At 69.8% G+C, this 17,761-nt stretch carries 19 protein-coding genes; 10 read left to right on the top strand and 9 right to left on the bottom strand.

Features of this window, described 5'->3' with window-relative positions:
• Positions 1-29: 29 nt before the first annotated feature.
• Positions 30-755, top strand: a complete 726-nt coding sequence (locus tag OG205_RS07060; protein WP_330275430.1) for a GAF and ANTAR domain-containing protein — start codon at positions 30-32, stop codon at positions 753-755.
• A gap of 51 nt (positions 756-806) precedes the next feature.
• Here OG205_RS07060 and OG205_RS07055 read toward each other — a convergent pair whose 3' ends face one another.
• Complete coding sequence (locus OG205_RS07055; protein ID WP_330275429.1) at positions 807-959, bottom strand: DUF6307 family protein; 153 nt, start codon at positions 957-959, stop codon at positions 807-809.
• Positions 960-1,212: 253 nt separating this feature from the next.
• On the opposite strand from OG205_RS07055, the gene OG205_RS07050 reads away from it, so the two are divergent.
• Both OG205_RS07050 and OG205_RS07045 read left to right on the top strand, forming a co-directional pair.
• Positions 1,213-1,950 (top strand): GAF and ANTAR domain-containing protein, encoded by a 738-nt coding sequence (locus OG205_RS07050; protein ID WP_330275428.1) that lies wholly within the window; start codon positions 1,213-1,215, stop codon positions 1,948-1,950.
• A gap of 92 nt (positions 1,951-2,042) precedes the next feature.
• Positions 2,043-2,666 carry a hypothetical protein gene (locus OG205_RS07045; RefSeq protein WP_330275427.1) on the top strand — a complete coding sequence of 208 codons (624 nt, stop codon included), beginning with the start codon at positions 2,043-2,045 and terminating at the stop codon, positions 2,664-2,666.
• Positions 2,667-2,724: 58 nt separating this feature from the next.
• Here OG205_RS07045 and OG205_RS07040 read toward each other — a convergent pair whose 3' ends face one another.
• Complete coding sequence (locus OG205_RS07040) at positions 2,725-2,901, bottom strand: CsbD family protein (RefSeq protein ID WP_330275426.1); 177 nt, start codon at positions 2,899-2,901, stop codon at positions 2,725-2,727.
• Positions 2,902-3,102: 201 nt separating this feature from the next.
• Between OG205_RS07040 and OG205_RS07035 the strand changes: the two genes are divergently transcribed.
• Positions 3,103-4,266 (top strand): AI-2E family transporter, encoded by a 1,164-nt coding sequence (locus tag OG205_RS07035; protein ID WP_330275425.1) that lies wholly within the window; start codon positions 3,103-3,105, stop codon positions 4,264-4,266.
• A gap of 14 nt (positions 4,267-4,280) precedes the next feature.
• Here the strand turns inward: OG205_RS07035 and OG205_RS07030 are convergent, their stop codons facing one another.
• On the bottom strand, positions 4,281-5,174 hold the full coding sequence (locus OG205_RS07030; RefSeq protein ID WP_330278122.1) for a LysR family transcriptional regulator: 894 nt from the start codon (positions 5,172-5,174) through the stop codon (positions 4,281-4,283).
• Between the two features lie 79 nt (positions 5,175-5,253).
• Between OG205_RS07030 and OG205_RS07025 the strand changes: the two genes are divergently transcribed.
• Positions 5,254-6,171, top strand: coding sequence for an NAD-dependent epimerase/dehydratase family protein (locus tag OG205_RS07025; RefSeq protein WP_330275424.1), 918 nt, complete (start codon positions 5,254-5,256; stop codon positions 6,169-6,171).
• Positions 6,171-7,037: an aldo/keto reductase gene (locus OG205_RS07020; protein WP_330275423.1), complete on the top strand. Its 867-nt coding sequence runs from the start codon at positions 6,171-6,173 to the stop codon at positions 7,035-7,037. The genes OG205_RS07025 and OG205_RS07020 overlap by 1 nt, the downstream gene beginning before the upstream one ends.
• Here OG205_RS07020 and OG205_RS07015 read toward each other — a convergent pair.
• Positions 7,034-7,696: a potassium channel family protein gene (locus tag OG205_RS07015; RefSeq protein WP_330275422.1), complete on the bottom strand. Its 663-nt coding sequence runs from the start codon at positions 7,694-7,696 to the stop codon at positions 7,034-7,036. The two genes, OG205_RS07020 and OG205_RS07015, sit on opposite strands and share 4 nt — an antisense overlap.
• Positions 7,686-9,014, bottom strand: a complete 1,329-nt coding sequence (locus OG205_RS07010; protein WP_330275421.1) for a TrkH family potassium uptake protein — start codon at positions 9,012-9,014, stop codon at positions 7,686-7,688. The genes OG205_RS07015 and OG205_RS07010 overlap by 11 nt, the downstream gene beginning before the upstream one ends.
• Positions 9,015-9,087: 73 nt before the next feature.
• Between OG205_RS07010 and OG205_RS07005 the strand changes: the two genes are divergently transcribed.
• On the top strand, positions 9,088-9,597 hold the full coding sequence (locus tag OG205_RS07005) for a DNA topology modulation protein FlaR (protein WP_330275420.1): 510 nt from the start codon (positions 9,088-9,090) through the stop codon (positions 9,595-9,597).
• On the opposite strand, the gene OG205_RS07000 is transcribed toward OG205_RS07005, so the two are convergent.
• Positions 9,479-10,201 carry a DUF2306 domain-containing protein gene (locus OG205_RS07000; protein ID WP_330275419.1) on the bottom strand — a complete coding sequence of 241 codons (723 nt, stop codon included), beginning with the start codon at positions 10,199-10,201 and terminating at the stop codon, positions 9,479-9,481. The genes OG205_RS07005 and OG205_RS07000 overlap by 119 nt on opposite strands.
• Positions 10,202-10,309: 108 nt before the next feature.
• Here OG205_RS07000 and OG205_RS06995 point away from each other — a divergent pair, with 108 nt between their 5' ends.
• Positions 10,310-11,077, top strand: a complete 768-nt coding sequence (locus tag OG205_RS06995) for a TetR/AcrR family transcriptional regulator (protein WP_330275418.1) — start codon at positions 10,310-10,312, stop codon at positions 11,075-11,077.
• Between the two features lie 77 nt (positions 11,078-11,154).
• A complete protein-coding gene (locus OG205_RS06990) occupies positions 11,155-11,748 on the top strand; it encodes a hypothetical protein (RefSeq protein ID WP_330275417.1) in 594 nt (197 codons plus the stop codon).
• A 9-nt stretch (positions 11,749-11,757) separates the two neighbouring features.
• Here the strand turns inward: OG205_RS06990 and OG205_RS06985 are convergent, their stop codons facing one another.
• Together OG205_RS06985 and OG205_RS06980 are read right to left on the bottom strand one after the other, a co-directional pair.
• Entirely contained in the window at positions 11,758-14,145 is a 2,388-nt protein-coding gene (locus OG205_RS06985) for a glycoside hydrolase family 32 protein (protein WP_330275416.1), read from the bottom strand.
• A gap of 35 nt (positions 14,146-14,180) precedes the next feature.
• Positions 14,181-15,425, bottom strand: a complete 1,245-nt coding sequence (locus OG205_RS06980) for a multidrug effflux MFS transporter (RefSeq protein WP_330275415.1) — start codon at positions 15,423-15,425, stop codon at positions 14,181-14,183.
• Between the two features lie 46 nt (positions 15,426-15,471).
• Here OG205_RS06980 and OG205_RS06975 point away from each other — a divergent pair, with 46 nt between their 5' ends.
• Entirely contained in the window at positions 15,472-15,933 is a 462-nt protein-coding gene (locus OG205_RS06975) for a MarR family winged helix-turn-helix transcriptional regulator (RefSeq protein WP_330275414.1), read from the top strand.
• On the opposite strand, the gene OG205_RS06970 is transcribed toward OG205_RS06975, so the two are convergent.
• A complete protein-coding gene (locus OG205_RS06970; RefSeq protein ID WP_330275413.1) occupies positions 15,934-17,751 on the bottom strand; it encodes a glycoside hydrolase family 76 protein in 1,818 nt (605 codons plus the stop codon).
• Positions 17,752-17,761 lie beyond the last annotated feature (10 nt).

The raw sequence follows: 17,761 nt of genomic DNA, 5'->3' as shown, positions 1-17,761 counted from the left end.
CCGGCGAGAACCGACAGAGGTGACTTGTCATGTCCGTGGAGAACCTGGCGGAGACGTTCGTCGAACTGGCCGACACCCTGGTCGCCGACTTCGACCCGGCCGAGTTCATGCATCTTCTGGCCGACCGCTGCGTCAGCACCCTGGAGGTGGACGCGGCCGGCATCCTGCTCGCAGACCACTTCGGTGAGCTCCAGGTGGTCGGTGCGTCCAGCGACCGCGCCCGGCTGCTGGAACTCTTCGAACTCCAGCACCGGCAGGGCCCGTGCATGGAGTGCTACCTCACCAGTGCGCCGATCACGGTCACCGGTTTCACCGAACCACCCCAGCGGTGGCCCGAGTTCTCCTCGGCCGCGGTGGCCGCGGGCTTCGGCGCGGTGCACGCCCTGCCGATGCGGCTGCGCGAGCAGACCGTCGGAGCGCTGAACCTGTTCACCGCCAACGAGAACGAGCTGGACGAGACACGGGTAAGGGTGGCGCGGGCCATGGCGGACGTCGCCACCATCGGCCTGCTCCAGGCCCAGGTCATCAGCCACCGCGAACTGCTCGCCGGGCAACTCCAGCACGCGTTGCAGAGCAGGATCCTCATCGAACAGGCGAAGGGGGTGCTCGCCGAGCGGCTGCAGATCGACATGAGCACGGCCTTTCAGACCCTGCGGCAGTATTCGAGGAGCAACCGTCTTCACCTGAGCAAGGTGTCGGAGGACGTCATCGACGGCACGATCGACATGACCGCGCTGACGGCCTCCAGGGCGTAGTCGCCGGGCCCGCTCACCGCAGGGCCGGCGCCCCACCGTCGTGGTGTCAGGTCACCGCACCCGCTCCGGGATGTGGTCCAGCGCGCGCAACACCTGCGCCGCCACCTCCCGCGCGTCCTTGCCGATCTCGGTGCGGCCGGTCAGCACGTCCTCCACCATCTTGAGCCTGCGGTCGTAGGCGGACGTGTAGGTGGAATCAGTCATGCGGGAACTCCCGACTTCGGCCGAAAGACGACCGCGTCACGTTTCATCGAGCACGACAGGAGCTTGAACGCTCAGGTGCGAAATGTTCTCGACGAATTGACACTACACTCTTTCGGACGCGTTCCACCGAGGTGGAACTCGGCATTCCGATGGTAATTCCCGGAAAAGCGTGTCCCCCGCCGTCGCGGCGCTAGTCTGACCAGAACCGCCCTGACCCCGCGGCTGCCACATCGACGAGCGAGAGGTGACCGGCGTGTCGGACCAGCGGGTGGCACAGACGTTCGCCGAACTGGCCGACGCACTCGTGGAGCGGTTCGACACCATCGAGTTCCTGCACGTCCTGACCGAGCGCACAGTCGAGCTGCTGCCCGTGGACGCGGCGGGGATCCTGCTGGCCGACGATCAGCGCGCGCTCAGGCTGATGGCCACCTCCAGCCACCTGGCCCGGCCGCTCGAGAACCTGGTGCCGCAGGGCGAAGACGGCCCGTCCGAGGAGTGTGTCCACTCCGGATGGACGGTGCGCTGCCCCGATCTGCGCGGGCAACCGCGGTGGCCCCGGTTCACCGCCGCGGCCGTGGAACTGGGATTCGCCGCGGTCGACGCGGTGCCGATGCGGTCGCGGGACGAGGTCATCGGTGCGCTGAGCCTGTTCCGCACGTCGCCCGGCGCGCTGCCCGCCGAAGCCGCCGCGCTGGCGCAGTCCTTCGCGAACGTCGCCACGATCAGCCTTCTCCAGGTGCGCGCGACCGAGCAGAGCGAGGTGGTCGCCGCACAACTCCAGACCGCGCTGACGAACCGCGTCGTGATCGAACAGGCCAAAGGCGTGCTGACCGAACGGCTGGAGATCGGCGTCGCGGACGCCTTCTCCCTCATGCGGAACTACGCGCGCAACACCGGTCAGCTGTTGTCCGACGTGGCCCGGCTGGTCAACGAACGGTCGCCGGAGGCCGCCGGGCTGACGAGGGTCGACAAACCGCGGCCGCGGTGGTGACGGAGTAGCGTCGAGCCATCGACCCCTCATCGCAGCGCGAACCCGGCACGGACTCGGCTCGGCTCACCGGGAGGATCCGGGCGGGCGCCGCGGTGGTCGCGATCCTGCTCGTGCTCCTCGCGGCGACGCTGGCGGTCCTCCTCGGCGTCTCCCAGGCGGGCACGGCGCTGGTCGGCGTCCTGGGCTGGCTGGCCGCACTGGCGGCACGCCTGCCTGCGCTGGGCACGGCCGGCAGACTGCACGCGGTCCGGCGGCGGGACACGATCATCGGGGTGACGACGGGAATCACCGACGAGGTGGTCCGGCTCGCGCTGGTCCTGGTCGCCGTCAGTGGCGTCGAGTCCGCGCTCTGGGCCGGATTCGGCTGGGCGCTGGCCCAGCTCGTGTTCATCGCCGCCATCGAGCTGACGACGTTCACCTGGCCCATCGGGCGTCAGGCCGCCGAACAACTGAAGGCGCAGGGCGGGTTCGTCAGCACGCATCCCGCGCACAGCGGCGTTCGTGGCCTCACGGCGATGTCGTTCTACCTGGGTGCGACTCTGCTGCTGACCGCAGGGCCGTGGTGGGTGCTGGCCACCGCGTCCGCGCATGTGCTGGTGAACCTGGCTTTCGCGCGGCAGGCCAGGAAACGGCTCGTGGCGGTCGAGGTGTTCGGCGCCGTCATGAGCGTGGCGCTGTTGCTGGCCGGTCTGATCGGCGCCGAAGTGCTCGCCTGAACGCAAAACGGGAGCACGCACCCGGAGGATGCATGCTCCCGTGAGAGCGGAACGCCGGTCAGTCCTTCTTGAAGGCGTCCTTGACCTTCTCCGCCGCGTCCTTGAGGTGACCCTTCGCCTGGTCCACCTTGCCCTCGCCCTGCAGCTCACGGTCGCCGGTGGCGTCGCCGACGCCTTCCTTGACCTTGCCCTTGACCTGGTCGGCCTTGGCGTCGATCTTGTCGTCGGTGCCCATGTCTTCCTCTCCTCCACCCGTATCTCAGATGGGACGTCGACCATCGGATGCCCACGGCGGAGAACCTCAACCATCGTCCACGCCACGTTTGTGGCGCGTCCGGCGGGGAAACCTGGACAGAGGTGTGCGGGCACGCATCGCCCATCTCACCGATGACCCCGGACCCCGGCGTCGGAGACCGACACCGGAGGTACGAACGCCGTGAGCACCGACCGCCGGGACCCGCAGGACTCCGTTCCCTTCGGACTGCGCGTCGGTGCGGCTCTCGGGTGGCGCTTTCTCGTCGTGGTGGCCTCGCTCTACGTGATCGGCACCATCTTCGGCCGGCTCGCCTCGCTCGTCGTCCCGCTCGCGATCGCGTTGCTGCTGGCCGCGTTGCTCACTCCCGCCGTCAGTTTCCTGACGCGACACACGTTTCCGCGAGGATTCGCCACCTTCGTGGTGCTCGTCGGCGGACTGGCCGTGCTCGGCGGACTGCTCACGTTCGTCGTGATGACCTTCGTCAACGGCCTTCCTGATCTGGCGGCACAACTGGCCCGCAGCATCGACGCGGTGTCCGACTGGCTCGTCAACGGCCCGTTGCAGCTCAGCGAGACGCAGCTGCGCGAGTTCGCCGACCGGATCGTGAAAACCCTGCAGGAAAACCAGACCGGCATCACCACCAGCGCCATCACCACCGCCGCGACGGTCGGCGAGACCCTCGTCGAGATGTTGCTGGTGCTGTTCGCGCTCGCGTTCTTCCTCTACGACGGCCCCAGGATCTGGCAGTTCCTCATCCGCATCGTCCCCGGTGGGCCCCGCAGGCGCGTCGACGTCGCTGGCAGGCGCAGTCTCGCCGCACTCGTCAGCTACGTCCGCGCGACCGGAGCGGTCGCCGTGGTGGACGCGCTCGGCATCGGCATCGGACTGGCGATTCTGCGTGTGCCTCTGGCGGTTCCGTTGGCAGCACTGGTGTTCATCAGCGCGTTCGTCCCGATCTTCGGTGCCGTGGTGGCGGGTGGCGTGGCCGTGCTCATCGCCCTGGTCGCGAACGGGCCGGTGACCGCCGCGATCGCCCTGATCATCGTCATCGCCGTGAACCAGCTGGAAAGCCATGTCCTGCAACCGTTCCTGCTGGGCCGCGCGGTGAAGCTGCACCCGCTCTCGGTGGTGCTGGCCATCGCGTCCGGCCTCCTCGTCGCGGGCATCGCGGGCGCATTGCTCGCGGTGCCACTGCTGGCGGTGCTCAACTCCGCGATCCGGTCCCTGCTGAGCGAGGCGGACGAACACGTCGCGCCCGCCGACGTGCACACCAGCGAACCGGAGGAGTCCGGGCCGGACGAACCCGGCCTGGACAGGGAATCCGACGAACCATCGCCCGCCTGACTCAGCCGCCGGCCTCACCAGGCCGAAGTCGAGATCGCCTGCTCGCGGAGCGCCTCGACGAGGGTCGTGACGCAGGGCTGGTCGCTTCGGCTGAGCGCGGCAACACCGATGTGGCGGATCGGTCGCGGCTGCGCGATGGCGACGGTGCACAGGCCTGGGATCTCCGGGGCGAGCGCGATGGACGGGATCAGCGAGATCCCCATTCCCGCGGCGACGAGTGAGCGGGCGAAGAAGTAGTCGGTGGTGGTGCCGCGAACGTCCGGGACGAACCCGGCGCGCTCGGCGTAGCGGCGCAGATAGGCCTCGGTCTTCAGGCAGCCGAGCACCCACGGTTCGGCGGCCAGTTCGGCGAGGTCGAGCGCATCGCGGCCGGCGAGCCGATGTCCTTGGGGCAGAACGACGTGCAGGGGGTCTTCGAGGAGCGGAGTCCACTCCAGACCGGCGTTCGGCCCGGTGGGGAGCGGGCCGTCGAAGTGGTAGGAGAGGGCGAGGTCCACGGCGCCTTGGCGGACCAGCGGCAGCGCCTCCTCGGGTTCACTCTCCCTGATGTGGACGACGGTGCCGGGGTGGACCGTCGTGAGGCGCGTCAGGGCGGCGGGCAACAGGACCCGGCCGCCGCTGGTGAACGTGGCGACGGTGATCTGCGTGCGGCCGGTGCTGAGCCGGGCGACCTGCCGCTGGGCGTGTTCGAGCTCCGCTGCCACGGACTCGGCGGCGCGGACCATGATCTCGCCGGCCCTGGTCAGGGTGACACCGCGGGTGCTCCGGCTGACGACCTCGGTGCCGACGCTGCGTTCCAGCGCAGCCATCTGCTGGGAGACGGCCGAGGGGGTGAGACGAAGCGCGGCGGCCGCCTGGTTGAAGCTGCCGTGCTCCGCCACTGCCCGCAGGACGCGGAGCCGTTGCACGTCGATCAACAGTTTTCCTTAATGCCAGTACAGCAGGTCGGGACTTCTGCTGATGATCGCAGATCTCCACGATGGGGACATGTCCAAGATCTGCGTCATCGGCGGAAGCCGGTACTTCGGAACGCTCCTGGTGGAGCGCCTGCACGAGGAGGGCCACCAGGTCACCGTGATCAACCGCGGTGCTGCCTCGCCGCCCGCCGGCGTCGAGCACCTCGTCGCCGACCGGAACGACGAGTCCGCGCTGAAGGCGGCGCTCGGCGACCGCACGTTCGACGCCGTGGTGGACCAGGTCTGCTACACCCCGGTGCAGGCCGCGATCGCCGCCCGCGTCTTCACCGGCCGCACCCTGCGCTACGTCATGACGTCCACGATCGAGGTCTACGACCCCGCGACAGCCGCACTGACCGTGCCTCCCGGTACGCCCGTGCGGGAGGAGCTCGTGGACCCGTCCATTTGGCTGGTGGCCCTGGACCTTCCCTGGCACGACAACAGGTATCTGGAGGCGCACTACGCCGAGGGCAAGCGCCAGGCGGAGGCGGTGTTCACGCGTGCCGGCGGCTTCGACTTCGTCAGCGTGCGCAGCGCTCATGTGCTCGGCGGCGGCGCCAGAGAGTTCACCGGACGGCTCGCGCACTACGTCGGACGCGTCCTGCGCGGCGAGGAGATCCTGGTGCACGCCAACGCGTTGCCCACGGTCTTCGTCCACTGGGAGGAGCTGGCGGACGTGCTGCGGTGGACGGCCACCGGCGGCTTCACCGGTCCGGTCAACGCCTGTTCCGACGGCCCGCTCGACGTCCACGAGCTCATCGCGCTCATCTCCGCGCAGGCTGGCCGGGCGCCCGTCTGCCGAACGGTTTCCGAGGGCGCCGAGGCGTCGCCGTTCTCGTTCGACCGCCACTACGCCATGAGCAACGCCCGCGCGAAGCAACTGGGCCTTTTCGTCTCGCACACCCGTGACTGGCTGCCTGGCGCCGTCACCGACCTCCTGGGGACCTGATGCGCCACCGCTTCATCGCGACCACCGCCGTCAGCGCCATCGGCCTGGGCGCCATGCCGTTGTCGATCGAACACCGTCCGGACGAGACACGGGCCGTCGCCACGATCCACGCCGCTCTCGACGCCGGCGTCACGCTGATCGACACCGCCGACAGCTATCACTGGCACGCCGCCGAGGAAGGCCACAACGAACTGCTGATCGCACGCGCCCTGGCCCGCTACGGCGACACTTCCGGCGTCCTCGTAGCCACCAAGGGCGGGCGCGGCCGTCCCGGCGACGGCAGCTGGACCGTCACCGCCACCCCGGAGCACCTCAAGCGGGCCGCCGAAGCCTCCGCCCGGCGCCTGGGCGTCGACGCGATCGGCCTGTACCAGCTGCACAAGCCGGATCCCGCGGTGCCGTGGGCCGAGTCCGTCGGCGCGCTGCGCGACCTGCTCGACGCCGGCACGATCCGCTCTGCGGGCATCTCCAACACGACGACGGCCCAGGTCCTCGAAGCACGCGAGATCCTCGGCGATGGACTCGCGTCCGTGCAGAACAGGTACTCCCCCGCCGTCCGCGACAGCGAGCCCGTGCTGCGGCTGTGCACCGACCTCGGCCTGGCGTTCCTGCCCTGGAGCCCACTCGGCGGCATCTCCCGCAGCTCCCTCGACGGACCGGGCCCCGCCTCGGCGGGCACCGCGTTCCACGCCGTCGCGGCCGAACGCGGCGCGAGCCCGCAGCAGATCGCCCTGGCGTGGCTGCTCGCCCGCTCCCCCGCCGTGATCCCGATTCCGGGAGCGAGCCGTCCGGCGTCCATCACCGCGTCGGCCCAGGCCGTGGAGTTCACGCTGAGCGCGAACGAGCTGGACCGGCTGGGCGACTAGGTGAGATCGGCGAGCCGTTCGACCTCGGACGTCCTGCCCGCCACGATGAGCACGTCACCGGCGTGCACCATGGTCTCCGCGGTGGCGTAGGTGAAGCCTTCGCCTGGACGCTTCACGCCGACCACGGTCACGCCGTACTTCTTGCGCAGCCTGCTGTCGCCCAAGGTGTGGCCGACGGCCTCCTTCGGCGCGCGGGTCTTGACGATCGCGTAGTCGTCCTCGAACTGGATGAAGTCGAGCAGGCGGCCGGTGACGAGGTGGGCGACGCGTTCACCCATCTCGTACTCCGGCAGGACCACGTGGTGCGCGCCGATGCGTTCCAGGATGCGGCCGTGCTCGCGGCTGATCGCCTTGGCCCAGATGGTCTTGATGCCGAAGTCGGCCAGGACGGCCGTGGTCAGGATGCTGGCCTCCAGGTTCGTGCCGATGCCGACGACGGCCAGTTCGAACTCGTCCACGCCGAGCTGCCGCATCACCTCGGCATCGGTGCTGTCGGCGACCACGGCGTGCGTGAGGTCGTCGGCGTGGCGCTGGATCAGTTTGGGGTCCTGGTCGATCGCCATGACCTCGGTGCCGTGACTGACCAGTTCCAGCGCGAGCGAGCTGCCGAACCGGCCGAGGCCGATCACGACCACCCGGTTGGCCTGCCTATCCGACAATGGGGCGCTCCTCGGGTAGTTCGTAGCGGCGCCCGCGTTCGCGCAGCGCCAGCGTGGACACCAGTGTGATCGGGCCGAGCCTGCCGATGAACATCAACGCCATGATCACCAGCTGTCCCACCACGGGCAGCTGCGCGGTGATGCCGGTCGACATGCCGACACCGCCGAACGCCGACGCCGCCTCGAACAGCACGGCGTCGAGCCGGAACGAGGTCGTGGCGAGCATGATGAGCGTGGCGGTCATGACGGCGCCTATGCCCATCAACGCCACCGTGACGGCCTGGCGCTGCACGTCGTTGGCGAGCCTGCGGCCCATCACGTGCACGCTCGGTTCGGCCCGCACCTCGGCGAGCAGGACGAACGCCAGCAGCGCGAACGTCGTCACCTTGATGCCGCCGGTCGTACCCGCACTGCCGCCGCCGATGAACATCAGCACGTCGTTCACCAGCAGCGTGGCCGGCTGGAGCTGGGAGACGTCGACGGTGTTGAAGCCCGCCGTGCCCGGCTGCGCGCCGTGGAAGACGCCGATCAGCAGCTTCTCCCAGATCCCGTACGGGCCGAGCGTGTCCGTGCGGGCCCACTCGACGACGAGGAACATCACCGCGCCGAACGCGATCAGCGACAGGTACACCGGCACGGTGATCCGGGTGTGCAGCGACCAGCGCTTGCGCCGCCGCCCGCGCAGCACCTCGAACAGCACCGGGAAGCCCAGCCCGCCGATCACGCCCACCGTCACGACCGTCAGCGACACCCACGGGTCGGTCGCGAACCTCATCAGGTTGTCGGGGTAGAGCGACAGTCCGACGCTGTTGAACGCCGACACCGAGTGGAACACGCCCGAGTAGAACGCCCTCTCCGGCGTGTAGCCGTGGCCGAGCCAGAACCGCAGGCCCAGCACCACCGCGCCGATCGCCTCGACCACCAGGCTGATCACGACGACGCCCAGCGCGACCCTGCGGACGTGGCCGAGGTTCAGCGTGTTCGTCTCGGTCCGGACCGTGAGCTGCAACTGCAGGCCGATGCGGTTCGACACCATCATCGCCAGCAGCGACGCCAGCGTCATGATCCCGATGCCACCGATCTGGGACAGCACCAGCAGCAGCACCTCGCCGAACGTCGACCAGTGCGTGCCCGTGTCGACCACGGCGAGACCGGTGCCGGTGAGGCCGGAGACCGCGGTGAAGAACGCCGTCATGAACGGGGTCGTCTTCCCGGGCTCGGCCGCCATCGGGAGCATGAACAGCGACGTGCCCGTCGTGACCGCGGCCAGGAACGACAGCACGACGAGGCGGCCAGGGTGGCGCCGGCCATTGATCACCGGCGTAGCTTAACCGTCCTCACCGGACGAAACAGGCTCGCACCTCTGGCGGCACGCTGGCACGATCGCGACCGTGCAGCGCGTGGTGATCCTCGGCCGTGGCGGCGCGGGGAAGTCGACCCTGGCCGCCGCCCTGGGCGCCGCGACCGGGCTCCCCGTCGTCGAACTCGACCAACACTTCTGGGGACCGGGCCTGGAAGCGACTCCCCCGGACCGCTGGGCCGTCGTCCAGGGCGAACTCGCCGCCGCCGACCGGTGGATCATGGACGGCGACCTCGGCCCCTACGACGTGCTCGACGTCCGGCTGCACAGGGCGGACACCGTGCTGCTGCTCGACTACTCGTTCCCGCGCTGTGCCTGGCGAGCGCTGCGCCGTTCACGGGAACGGGCCGATTTCTGGCTCTGGGTGTGGTCGTGGCGCCGCCGGCATCGACCGCTCCTGATGAACGCGATCGCGACGCACGCTAAAGGCGCGCGACTGCGGGTGTTCCGAAATCCGCGGGCGACGGCGCGGTTCGTGGCACACGAGGTTTGCGGCGTTCCAGGATCCAGTCCGTCAGCAGGAGCAACAGAAGCGGACTGAGCCAGACACCGATGCTCGTCGCGGTGTTCCGCATCAGTTCCTCGTTGCCACCGAACGCCGTGTCGACCTGCGGCGTCAGCACGATCATGGCCGGGATGTTGATCACCCGGCTCAGCGCGATCGACATCGCGAGCGCGAAGCTGCGCGACATCCACCGGCGGTGCTCGTCGTAGCGCCGTTGAAGGGCCTTGCGCAGCCCGACGATCGTGACGAGCAGCCACAGCGCCGATCCCACGAGGTTCGCCACCAGCACCGACGGGCCTGCCACGGTGTGCCAGCCGATGTACAGGCCGAGCACACCGGCGGGCAACGCCCCGGCGTAGACGTAGATCCGGCCGGTGATCCGGTGCCCGACGCGGTGCCGCGCGCGGAACGCCGGCCAGACCTGGAAGCAGGCGGTCGCCATCGCGACGGTGCCGAAAAGGACGTGCGCGACCAGCAGCGGGTAGTAGAGGTCGTTGCCCTCCGGCGGTTTCAGGCGGGACTGGGCGGGGTCGAAGGTCAGGTACGGCGGCACGGAGAACGCCAGGAACGCCGCCACCACCAGCATCAGCGGCACGATCCAGGGCCGCCGCCACCAGGACGTGCGCGAGGTCGAAGTCATGACAAGTCCGTTCGAGTGGGGACCGGGCGGAAACTATGTACACCATACATAGAAACGTATGACGTACATAGTTTTAGGATGACACCGGGCGACCGGACGGGATGGCGGATGACGACACGTGACAGCAAGGACCCTGACCTGCGGCGCAGCCTCACGCTGCTGTGGGAGGGACGCCAACCCGGCCGGCGCGGCCCCCGGTCCCGGCTCAGCGTGGAGCTGATCGCGCAGGCCGCGGTCAGGGTCGCCGACGCCGACGGCCTGGAGGCGCTGTCCATGCAGCGGATCGCCGCCGAACTCGGCTACTCGACGATGTCGCTCTACAACCACGTGCCGAGCAAGGACCTGCTGCTGGAGGTGGCGGCCGACGTCGGCGCGGGCGCTCCCCCGGACCTCGACGACGCCGCGGACTTCCGGGAGGCCGTCCGGCTGTGGGCCGGCGCGCTGTGGGCCGGGTTCCACCGCCGCCCGTGGATCCTGCGCGTCCCGCTCGACCACGCGCCCGTCGGGCCCAACCAGCTCGCTTGGCTCGACCGGCTGCTGCGCCCCCTGCTGGCAGCGGGTCTGAGCGGCGGCGAGGCGCGGGCGGCGGCCCTGCACCTGACCGCGGTCGTCCGCGGCACGGCGCAGATCAGCACGAGCATGGCCGGCCAGTACAAGCACGACGACGGAATCCCGCACACCGACGCCGACCTGACGCACGTCGTCGCCGACCTCATCGACCCGGAGGCCTACCCGGCGCTGACCGCGGTCCACGCCGCCGAGATCGCCGCAGGGCCCAGGAAAGCGAGCGGCGACGCGCTGCCGTTCGAACTCGGCTTCGGCGTGGACCGGTTCCTGGACGGGCTCGAGACCTGGGCGGCCACGAAGTCCCGTTAGCGGACCGAAAGGGGCCGAACGAGTGAACCCGCCCCAGCACCCGTAGCGCCGGAAGTCCAAGCCGCGACAGCACGAATGTGGCACTTGCGGACGTTCTGCGCGCCCTGATCGGCCCGGTCACCGGAGCCATCCTCGGAACGCTCGTGCTCGGCGGGTTCATCACCTGGCTCAACCACACCATCCAGACCAGGCGCGCGAACCGCGAGCTCCGCAGCGAACTGGTCAACCAGGTCACCGACGCCGCCGGCTCGTTCCACTTCCTCGCCACCTACTACTGGTTCATGAAGGACACGACGGCGTCCGCCACGGGCAACCGCGGCTACCTGGAGACGGTCAAACACGACCTCGGCCAGCAGTACCGGAGATCCCGCGTCGTCGGCAAGGCACTGGAAAGCCGCCTGCAGACCTACTTCCCGAAGGCCGGCCTGCACGCGGACTGGCACGCGATGATGGACATCTGCTCCGTGCTGTACTTCCGGCTCGTCGACAGCCCGGCCGAACGGCTCGAACGGATCTACCGGCAGGACGCGATGACCGAGACCGACCGGCACTCGGGGTTCTCCGTGGAGGAACTGCGGACCAAGCCCACCGACGACCTGCTCGACGCCCTCTGGAACGGCCTCACCGCGCTCGCCCGGCAGCTCCTGGTGGCGAAGATCGCCCGCACCTGACCGGCCGTGTCAGCTGATCGCGAGCTGCCGCACCGACGCGGTCCCTGCGTACACGTTGAGCCCCACCCGTCCCGCGCCGTAGGTCGCGTCGGTCGCGTCGATGACCGGTGAGGTGCCGCGGTCGAGCCAGACCTGGATCCGGGAGCCGGTCGCCTGCACCTTCAGGTGGTAGGCGCGGCCCTGGACGATCGGCGTCGAGTAGGTCGCGATGTCACGGCCCGGACGCCACAGCTTCACCGCGCCACTGGAGTCGATGTTCGCCGTGTAGCCCGCGCCATCGGCACCCGCGCGGAACGTCAGGCCCACCGCCACCCCGTTCACGATCGACAGGTCGCCCTCGTAGACGAGGTCGGCCGCGGTGCGGTCGCTGAGGTAGAAGGCGTCGCCGGAAGCGCTGGCGCGCAACGAGTCCGGTGTCGCGGTCCAGGTGCCGCCGACCGCCGTCCACGGTCCGGACGCGAACGCGGCGAACCCGGACGGGCCGGTGTTCAGGTTCTGCACGGTCGCCGCGCCGCGATAGACGTTCGCGCCGAACCGGCCGCTGGCGTACGCGGTGTCGGTGGCGTCGATGATCGGCGAAGTGCCGTGGTTGAGCCAGACCTGGATGCGCGATCCGGTCGTCTGCACCCTCAGGTGGTAGGTCTGGCCCTGCGCGATCGGCGTGGCGTAGCTCGCGATGTCACGGCCGGGACGCCACAACTTGACCACCCCGGCCGCGTCGATGTTCGCGGTGTACCCGGCACCCTCTGGCGTGGCACGGAAGGTGAGGCCCGCGGCCTGCGCGGTGTCCAGGCGCAGATCTCCCTGATAGGTCGCGTCGCCGGCCGTGCTCGCGCTCAGGTAGAACGAGTCGCCGGCCGCCTCCGCCCGCTTGCCGCCCGCCACGTCGGTCCACGAACCCGCGGTCGCGTGCCAGGGCCCCGAGAGGTTGCTCTCCAAAGTGGACTGAGCGGTGCCCCAGCTCGTGCTGAGCCGGGTGAACTTCGCGTCCTTCAATCGCACCTGGCCGCCGTTCGCGAACAGCCTGATGCCCTGACTGACAGCGGCAGAGTCGAAGTTCACGTTGTCCGCCACCGAGAACAGCCCGTCACCGCTGAAGACCTCCAGCTGGCCCCGGTCGACCAACAGCCGCACGCTGACCTCGTCACCGGTGACCTGGAAAGGCCTGTCGTACAACGTGCCCGCGGCCCGGTCGTAGGTGACCGTGCGGTCGGCGGTGCCATCGGAACGGCTGTGCAGCGCGAAGCCGAACTCCTGGGCCGTCGCACCGCGCAGGTCGAAGCGCGCGGTGATCTCGTAGGTGTCGGCGAGGATTCCGGAGAACGGGTTGTTCGTGGCGGTCACCGTGGTGTTGCGCCAGGTTCGGGTGTCGGCGCGCAGCGAGTCCAGTTCGGCCACCGGGGTCCTGGTGATCTTCGGGCCGTCCGGCGACCCGACCAGGCCCAGCGCCACGGGGAACGTCGCGTTGCCGGTCCAGGAGCCACCTCTGTTGCCGCCCTGCCAGGCCATCTGCACCACGCGGCCGTCCGGCGTGTTGTCGAACGACTCGGCGGCGTAGAAGGTCCCGCCGGGGTACGTGGTGCCCAGGTTCATCTTCTTGGGCTGCGGCCGGTCGGTGCGGAAGGTCTTGCCGTCGAACGTGCCGACCACGTACTCGCTCGTGGCGGACGTGAGGACCCACTGCGGCCTGCCGTCGAGCGGCAGCACGAACAGGTCGGGGCACTCGAACAGCCAGTCCGCGGCGTAGCGGCTGGCGAACGTCCACTGGAGGAGGTTGGGCGAGGTGTAGATGTCGGCGCCGTTACCTCCCCGGTTCGACCAGACGACCATGACCCACTGGCGGCGGTCGGCGTCCCACACGACGTTGGGGTCGCGGCTCTCCTCCGGGATCTCGATCTGCTTGCGCCCGCCGTCGTACGCCTGGAAGCTGCGGCCGTTGTCGTTGCTGTAGAAGACGCTGACGCCGTTGGTGTTCGAGAAGACAACGATCGGGTCCAGGGCGCCGGTCTTGAGGCCCGAGGTGTTGAACTTGTCGACGATGCCGCCGCCGGAGAACAACGTGCCGGGGTGCACGCCGGGTTCCAGCGCGATCGGTTTCTGGGTCCAGTGCACGAGATCCGGGCTCGTGGCGTGGCCCCAGTGCATGGTGTCCCACTCGAGACCGTGCGGGTTGTGCTGGTAGAAGAAGTGGTAGAGGCCGTTCGCGAACACCAGCCCGTTGGGGTCGTTCATCCACCCCGACTGCGAGCTGAAGTGGAACTGGCCGCGGAACGGCTCCGCGTAGGTCGTCGGCGCGTACGGGAACTCCGCGTAGTCCGGCGCGGTGCCCGCCGAGGTGGGCCCGGCCGGAACGAGCAGGGCGAAGGCGGTTGCCAGCACGACCAGCAGCGCACGCATGAACAGACCTCCGGGACAACGTTGTCAGCCGGTGGTCACCGTGGCGCACCACCCGCGGGCGTCACAACCGCCCTCTGGGTGAGAGCGTTCCCATCGTTCTGGGCCTGCGGAGTGCGGGCGAGCACCTGGTAGGCGGAGGCCGCGAGCAGGGCGAGCACCGCGATGGTGATCGCCATCGGCAGCGCCGAGTGGCCGTCGCCCACGCTGACCAGCGGGGAGACGAGCGCGGCGAGCGCGAACTGCGACGCTCCCAGCACGGCCGACCCGGTGCCAGCGGCGCCCCGCACCGCGTCGAGGGCGAGTCCCGTCGCCGGTCCCGCGATGAAACCCAGGGCCGGGACCAGGAAGAAGATCGGCACGACGAGCCAGGCCGCGTTGATCGGCAGGAGAGCCAGGAGCAGCAGCGTCACGGCGGCGGTGAGCAGCCAGGTGGTGCCGATGGCGAGGATCTGCCGCGGGGACCGGGTGCGCAGCAACCGGGAGGCGACCGTGCTGCTCGCGATCAGGCCGAGCGCGTTGAGCGCGAACAGCATGCCGTAGCCGACGGGGCTCAGCCCGATGACGACCTGGTAGAGGAAGGGCGAGGCCGAGATGTAGGCCATCAGCACGGCGAACGAGAGCACGAACGTCGCCGTCGCGGTCAGGTAGGCGCGCCGGCCGAGACTGCGGAAACCGCCGCCGTGCGCCGAGCCACGGCGTTCCCGGGGATGGGTCTCGCGGACGAGCGCCGCCGATCCGGCGAGCATCGCGACGGCCAGGCCGGCCAGCACGAACAGCACGCCTCGCCACCCGATGCCGTCGACCATCAGGCTGCCCAGCAGCGGCGCGACCACCGGCGCCACCCCGGTCACGGTCATCATGAGGCTGAACGCCCGCGCCGCGGCACGTCCGGTCACGAGGTCGGCGATGATCGCGCGGCCGATGACCATGCCCGCCGCGGCACTCACGCCCTGGACGAGCCGGGCCACCAGCAGGATCGCGATCGTGGGCGCGACGGCGGCGAGCAGGCTCGCGGCCACGAACAGCGCCGACCCGATCAACAGAGGCCCGCGCCTGCCCCACCTGTCCGAGACCGGGCCGAAGACGAGCTGACCGGTCGCGAGCCCGAGCAGGAACATCGTGAGGGTGAGCTGGATGGCGGTGTCGCTGGTCACCAGTTCGACGGCCATGCGCGGGAACGCCGGCAGGTAGAGGTCGATGCCGAACGGGGCGACGCTCGCCAGCAGGGCGAGCACGAGCAGCAACGGCACGGGAATGGCACTGCGTGACGGCGAGTTCACCACTTCTCCTGTCAGATGATAGCTATCAGATGACAGCAAAAGTAACATGGGTCGCGTGGATGAGGACGAGAAGGCCCGTTTGTTCGAGCTCGCCGACCTGATCGCCGCGGTCGGCCGCCAGATCCACGCCTCCAAGGAGGCGCTGAACCGGGAGTCGTGGACACCGGGCGACATCGCGGTGATGCGGTACATCGACCGCAACCCCGGCACGTCGGCCCGCGCCGCCGCCGAGGCCACCCAGCAGATCTCCAGCAACTTCAGCCGGGCCCTGCGCGGTCTGGAGAACAAGGGCCTGGTGCACCGCGAACCCGACCCGGAGGACGCCCGGCGTGTGCGCCTCTACCCCACCGACCGCGCGCAGGAGAACCTCCGGCGGCTCAGCGACCTCTGGAGCGACCTGCTCGACGGCGTCGTCACCGACCGGGCCGAGGTGGACGCGACGATCGCGACGCTGCGGCACATCGAGACGAAGCTCGCCGAGAAGGCCCTCGCCCGGCCCGACAGGTGATCAGCCGATCACCGCGTTCAGGCCGCTCGCCTGCGTGCGCCAGTCCACCTGGTTGGGCGTGCCTCCGGCCCAGCGCTGGCCGATCCGGTTCAACGCGTCGCGGTCGTTCGCCCACACCGAGTCCGACTGCTGACGCGCGAACCGTTGGTAGGCGGCGGAGTTCGTGGCTCTGGCGAGGTCGTTCAGGTAGCGCACGAAGATGCCCTTGAACTGCTTCTGGTTGTCGTCGCAGGAGTTCGAGCCGACGTCGCAGGACTCGGTGAGCACGCCGCCGCGGGTCAGCACCGGGCTCGCGATCGCCGAGTCCGCCAGGCGTTTCGCGGTGTCGAGGTACCTGGTGTCGCCGGTCGCGCGCCACACCTCGACGAAACCGCCGATGCCCAGCCCCTGGTTGTAGGTCCACACCGTCTGGCCGTTGTTGCGGCAGTCGCCGGTCAGCCCGTCGTTGACCAGGCCGGACGAGCTGATCAGTCCGCTGTTCAGGTACCAGTCCGCAGCGGTGCGGGCGCGTTGGAGCCACACCGAGTCGCCGGATGTGCGGCGGTGGATCGACGCGGTCAGCCGCAGGTACTGGCCGTTCGTCACGGCGTTCTTGTAGGTGCGTTCGCGGTCCCACCAGACCCCGCCGCCGCACGTGCGGGTGTCCCAGTACTGGTGCACGTACGTCGCGATGGTGGTGGCCATGGTGAGGTAGCGCTGGTCGCCGGTGTGGTCGTAGGCCGCCACCCAGGCGAGGCCCCACCAGGCGCTGTCGTCGATGGAACGGCTGATGAAGTCGCCCTCGATCGGGTCGCTGCCGCGCTGTCCCGCCGCGAATCGGCCGCGGTTCACGTCGAACGTCCGCGCGATCACCCAGTCGTAGTCCCGGATTCCGGAGTCCATCACCGCTGTCAGCGTCGTGGCCGAGTTCCACCAGCTCGTCGGCCACCACGCGGTGAACGGGTCGTAGGAGTACAGGAGCGCGTCCACGGCGGCGCGCGCCCTCGTGGGGACGGGTCGCGCCCACGCCGTGCAGCTGCCTTCCTGGTGGGCTGCTTCTCTGCCGCACGCGCGCACGGCGCCGCCGTAGTGGCGGCCGCGCGGGTCTCGGGTCGCGAACATGCTGCTGCGCACCGAGTTCGCCCCGGCGGGTGTCGCGGTGCGCCCCAACGAGGAACCGCCGGGCCAGCTCACGCCGCTGTCCCAGGAGCGGTCGAGCCAGACCTCGTCGCCCGGCCCACCCGCCTCGATGCTCGCCCACGCCATCGCGTTCGCGTCGGTGTGCAGCCGGATGACCCGGCCGTACAACGTCGTCGGCGGCACCGGCTGCACGTCGCCGTTGGCCTGGCCTGCGCTCGTGCGGTCGCACAACACGTCGCACACGGTCGGATAGATCCAGTCGGTGCACGTGACCGCGGCGGCGTCACCGCACGCGCGGAGCAAACCGCGCCGGTGGCTGACGGGGTCGGTCACGTTGTACATCAACGTTCTCGTGCCCGTCCACGAGCCGGGAATGCTCGCCCTGCCCAGCAGACCCTCCCAGCTCGCGCCGCCGTCCCACGACCTGTCCAGCCACACCGAGTCGCCGGCGACACCGTTGTCGATGCTCCCCCACGCCATGCCGTCGCGGTCCGACACGTGCAGCACCAGCCGCCGGCCGTTGATCTGCTTCTCCGGCACTGGAAAGGTCTCCTGACCGGCCTTGGAGGGATCAAGCGTGTCGCACGAGAGCACGCACACCACGGCGGCCGCGACCACGGGCAGGGTGCTGGGCGGCGGTCCGCTGGGCGGTGCGGAGGGAACCAGCGCCACCAGGAACGCCACGAAGAAGTTCAGCACACCGACCACA

It is taken from the genome of Lentzea sp. NBC_00516, assembly GCF_036346835.1.
GTDB lineage: Bacteria > Actinomycetota > Actinomycetes > Mycobacteriales > Pseudonocardiaceae > Lentzea > Lentzea sokolovensis.
The sequence above is the reverse complement of the archived record's forward strand: the minus strand, read 5'-3'. Positions and strand labels throughout refer to the sequence as shown.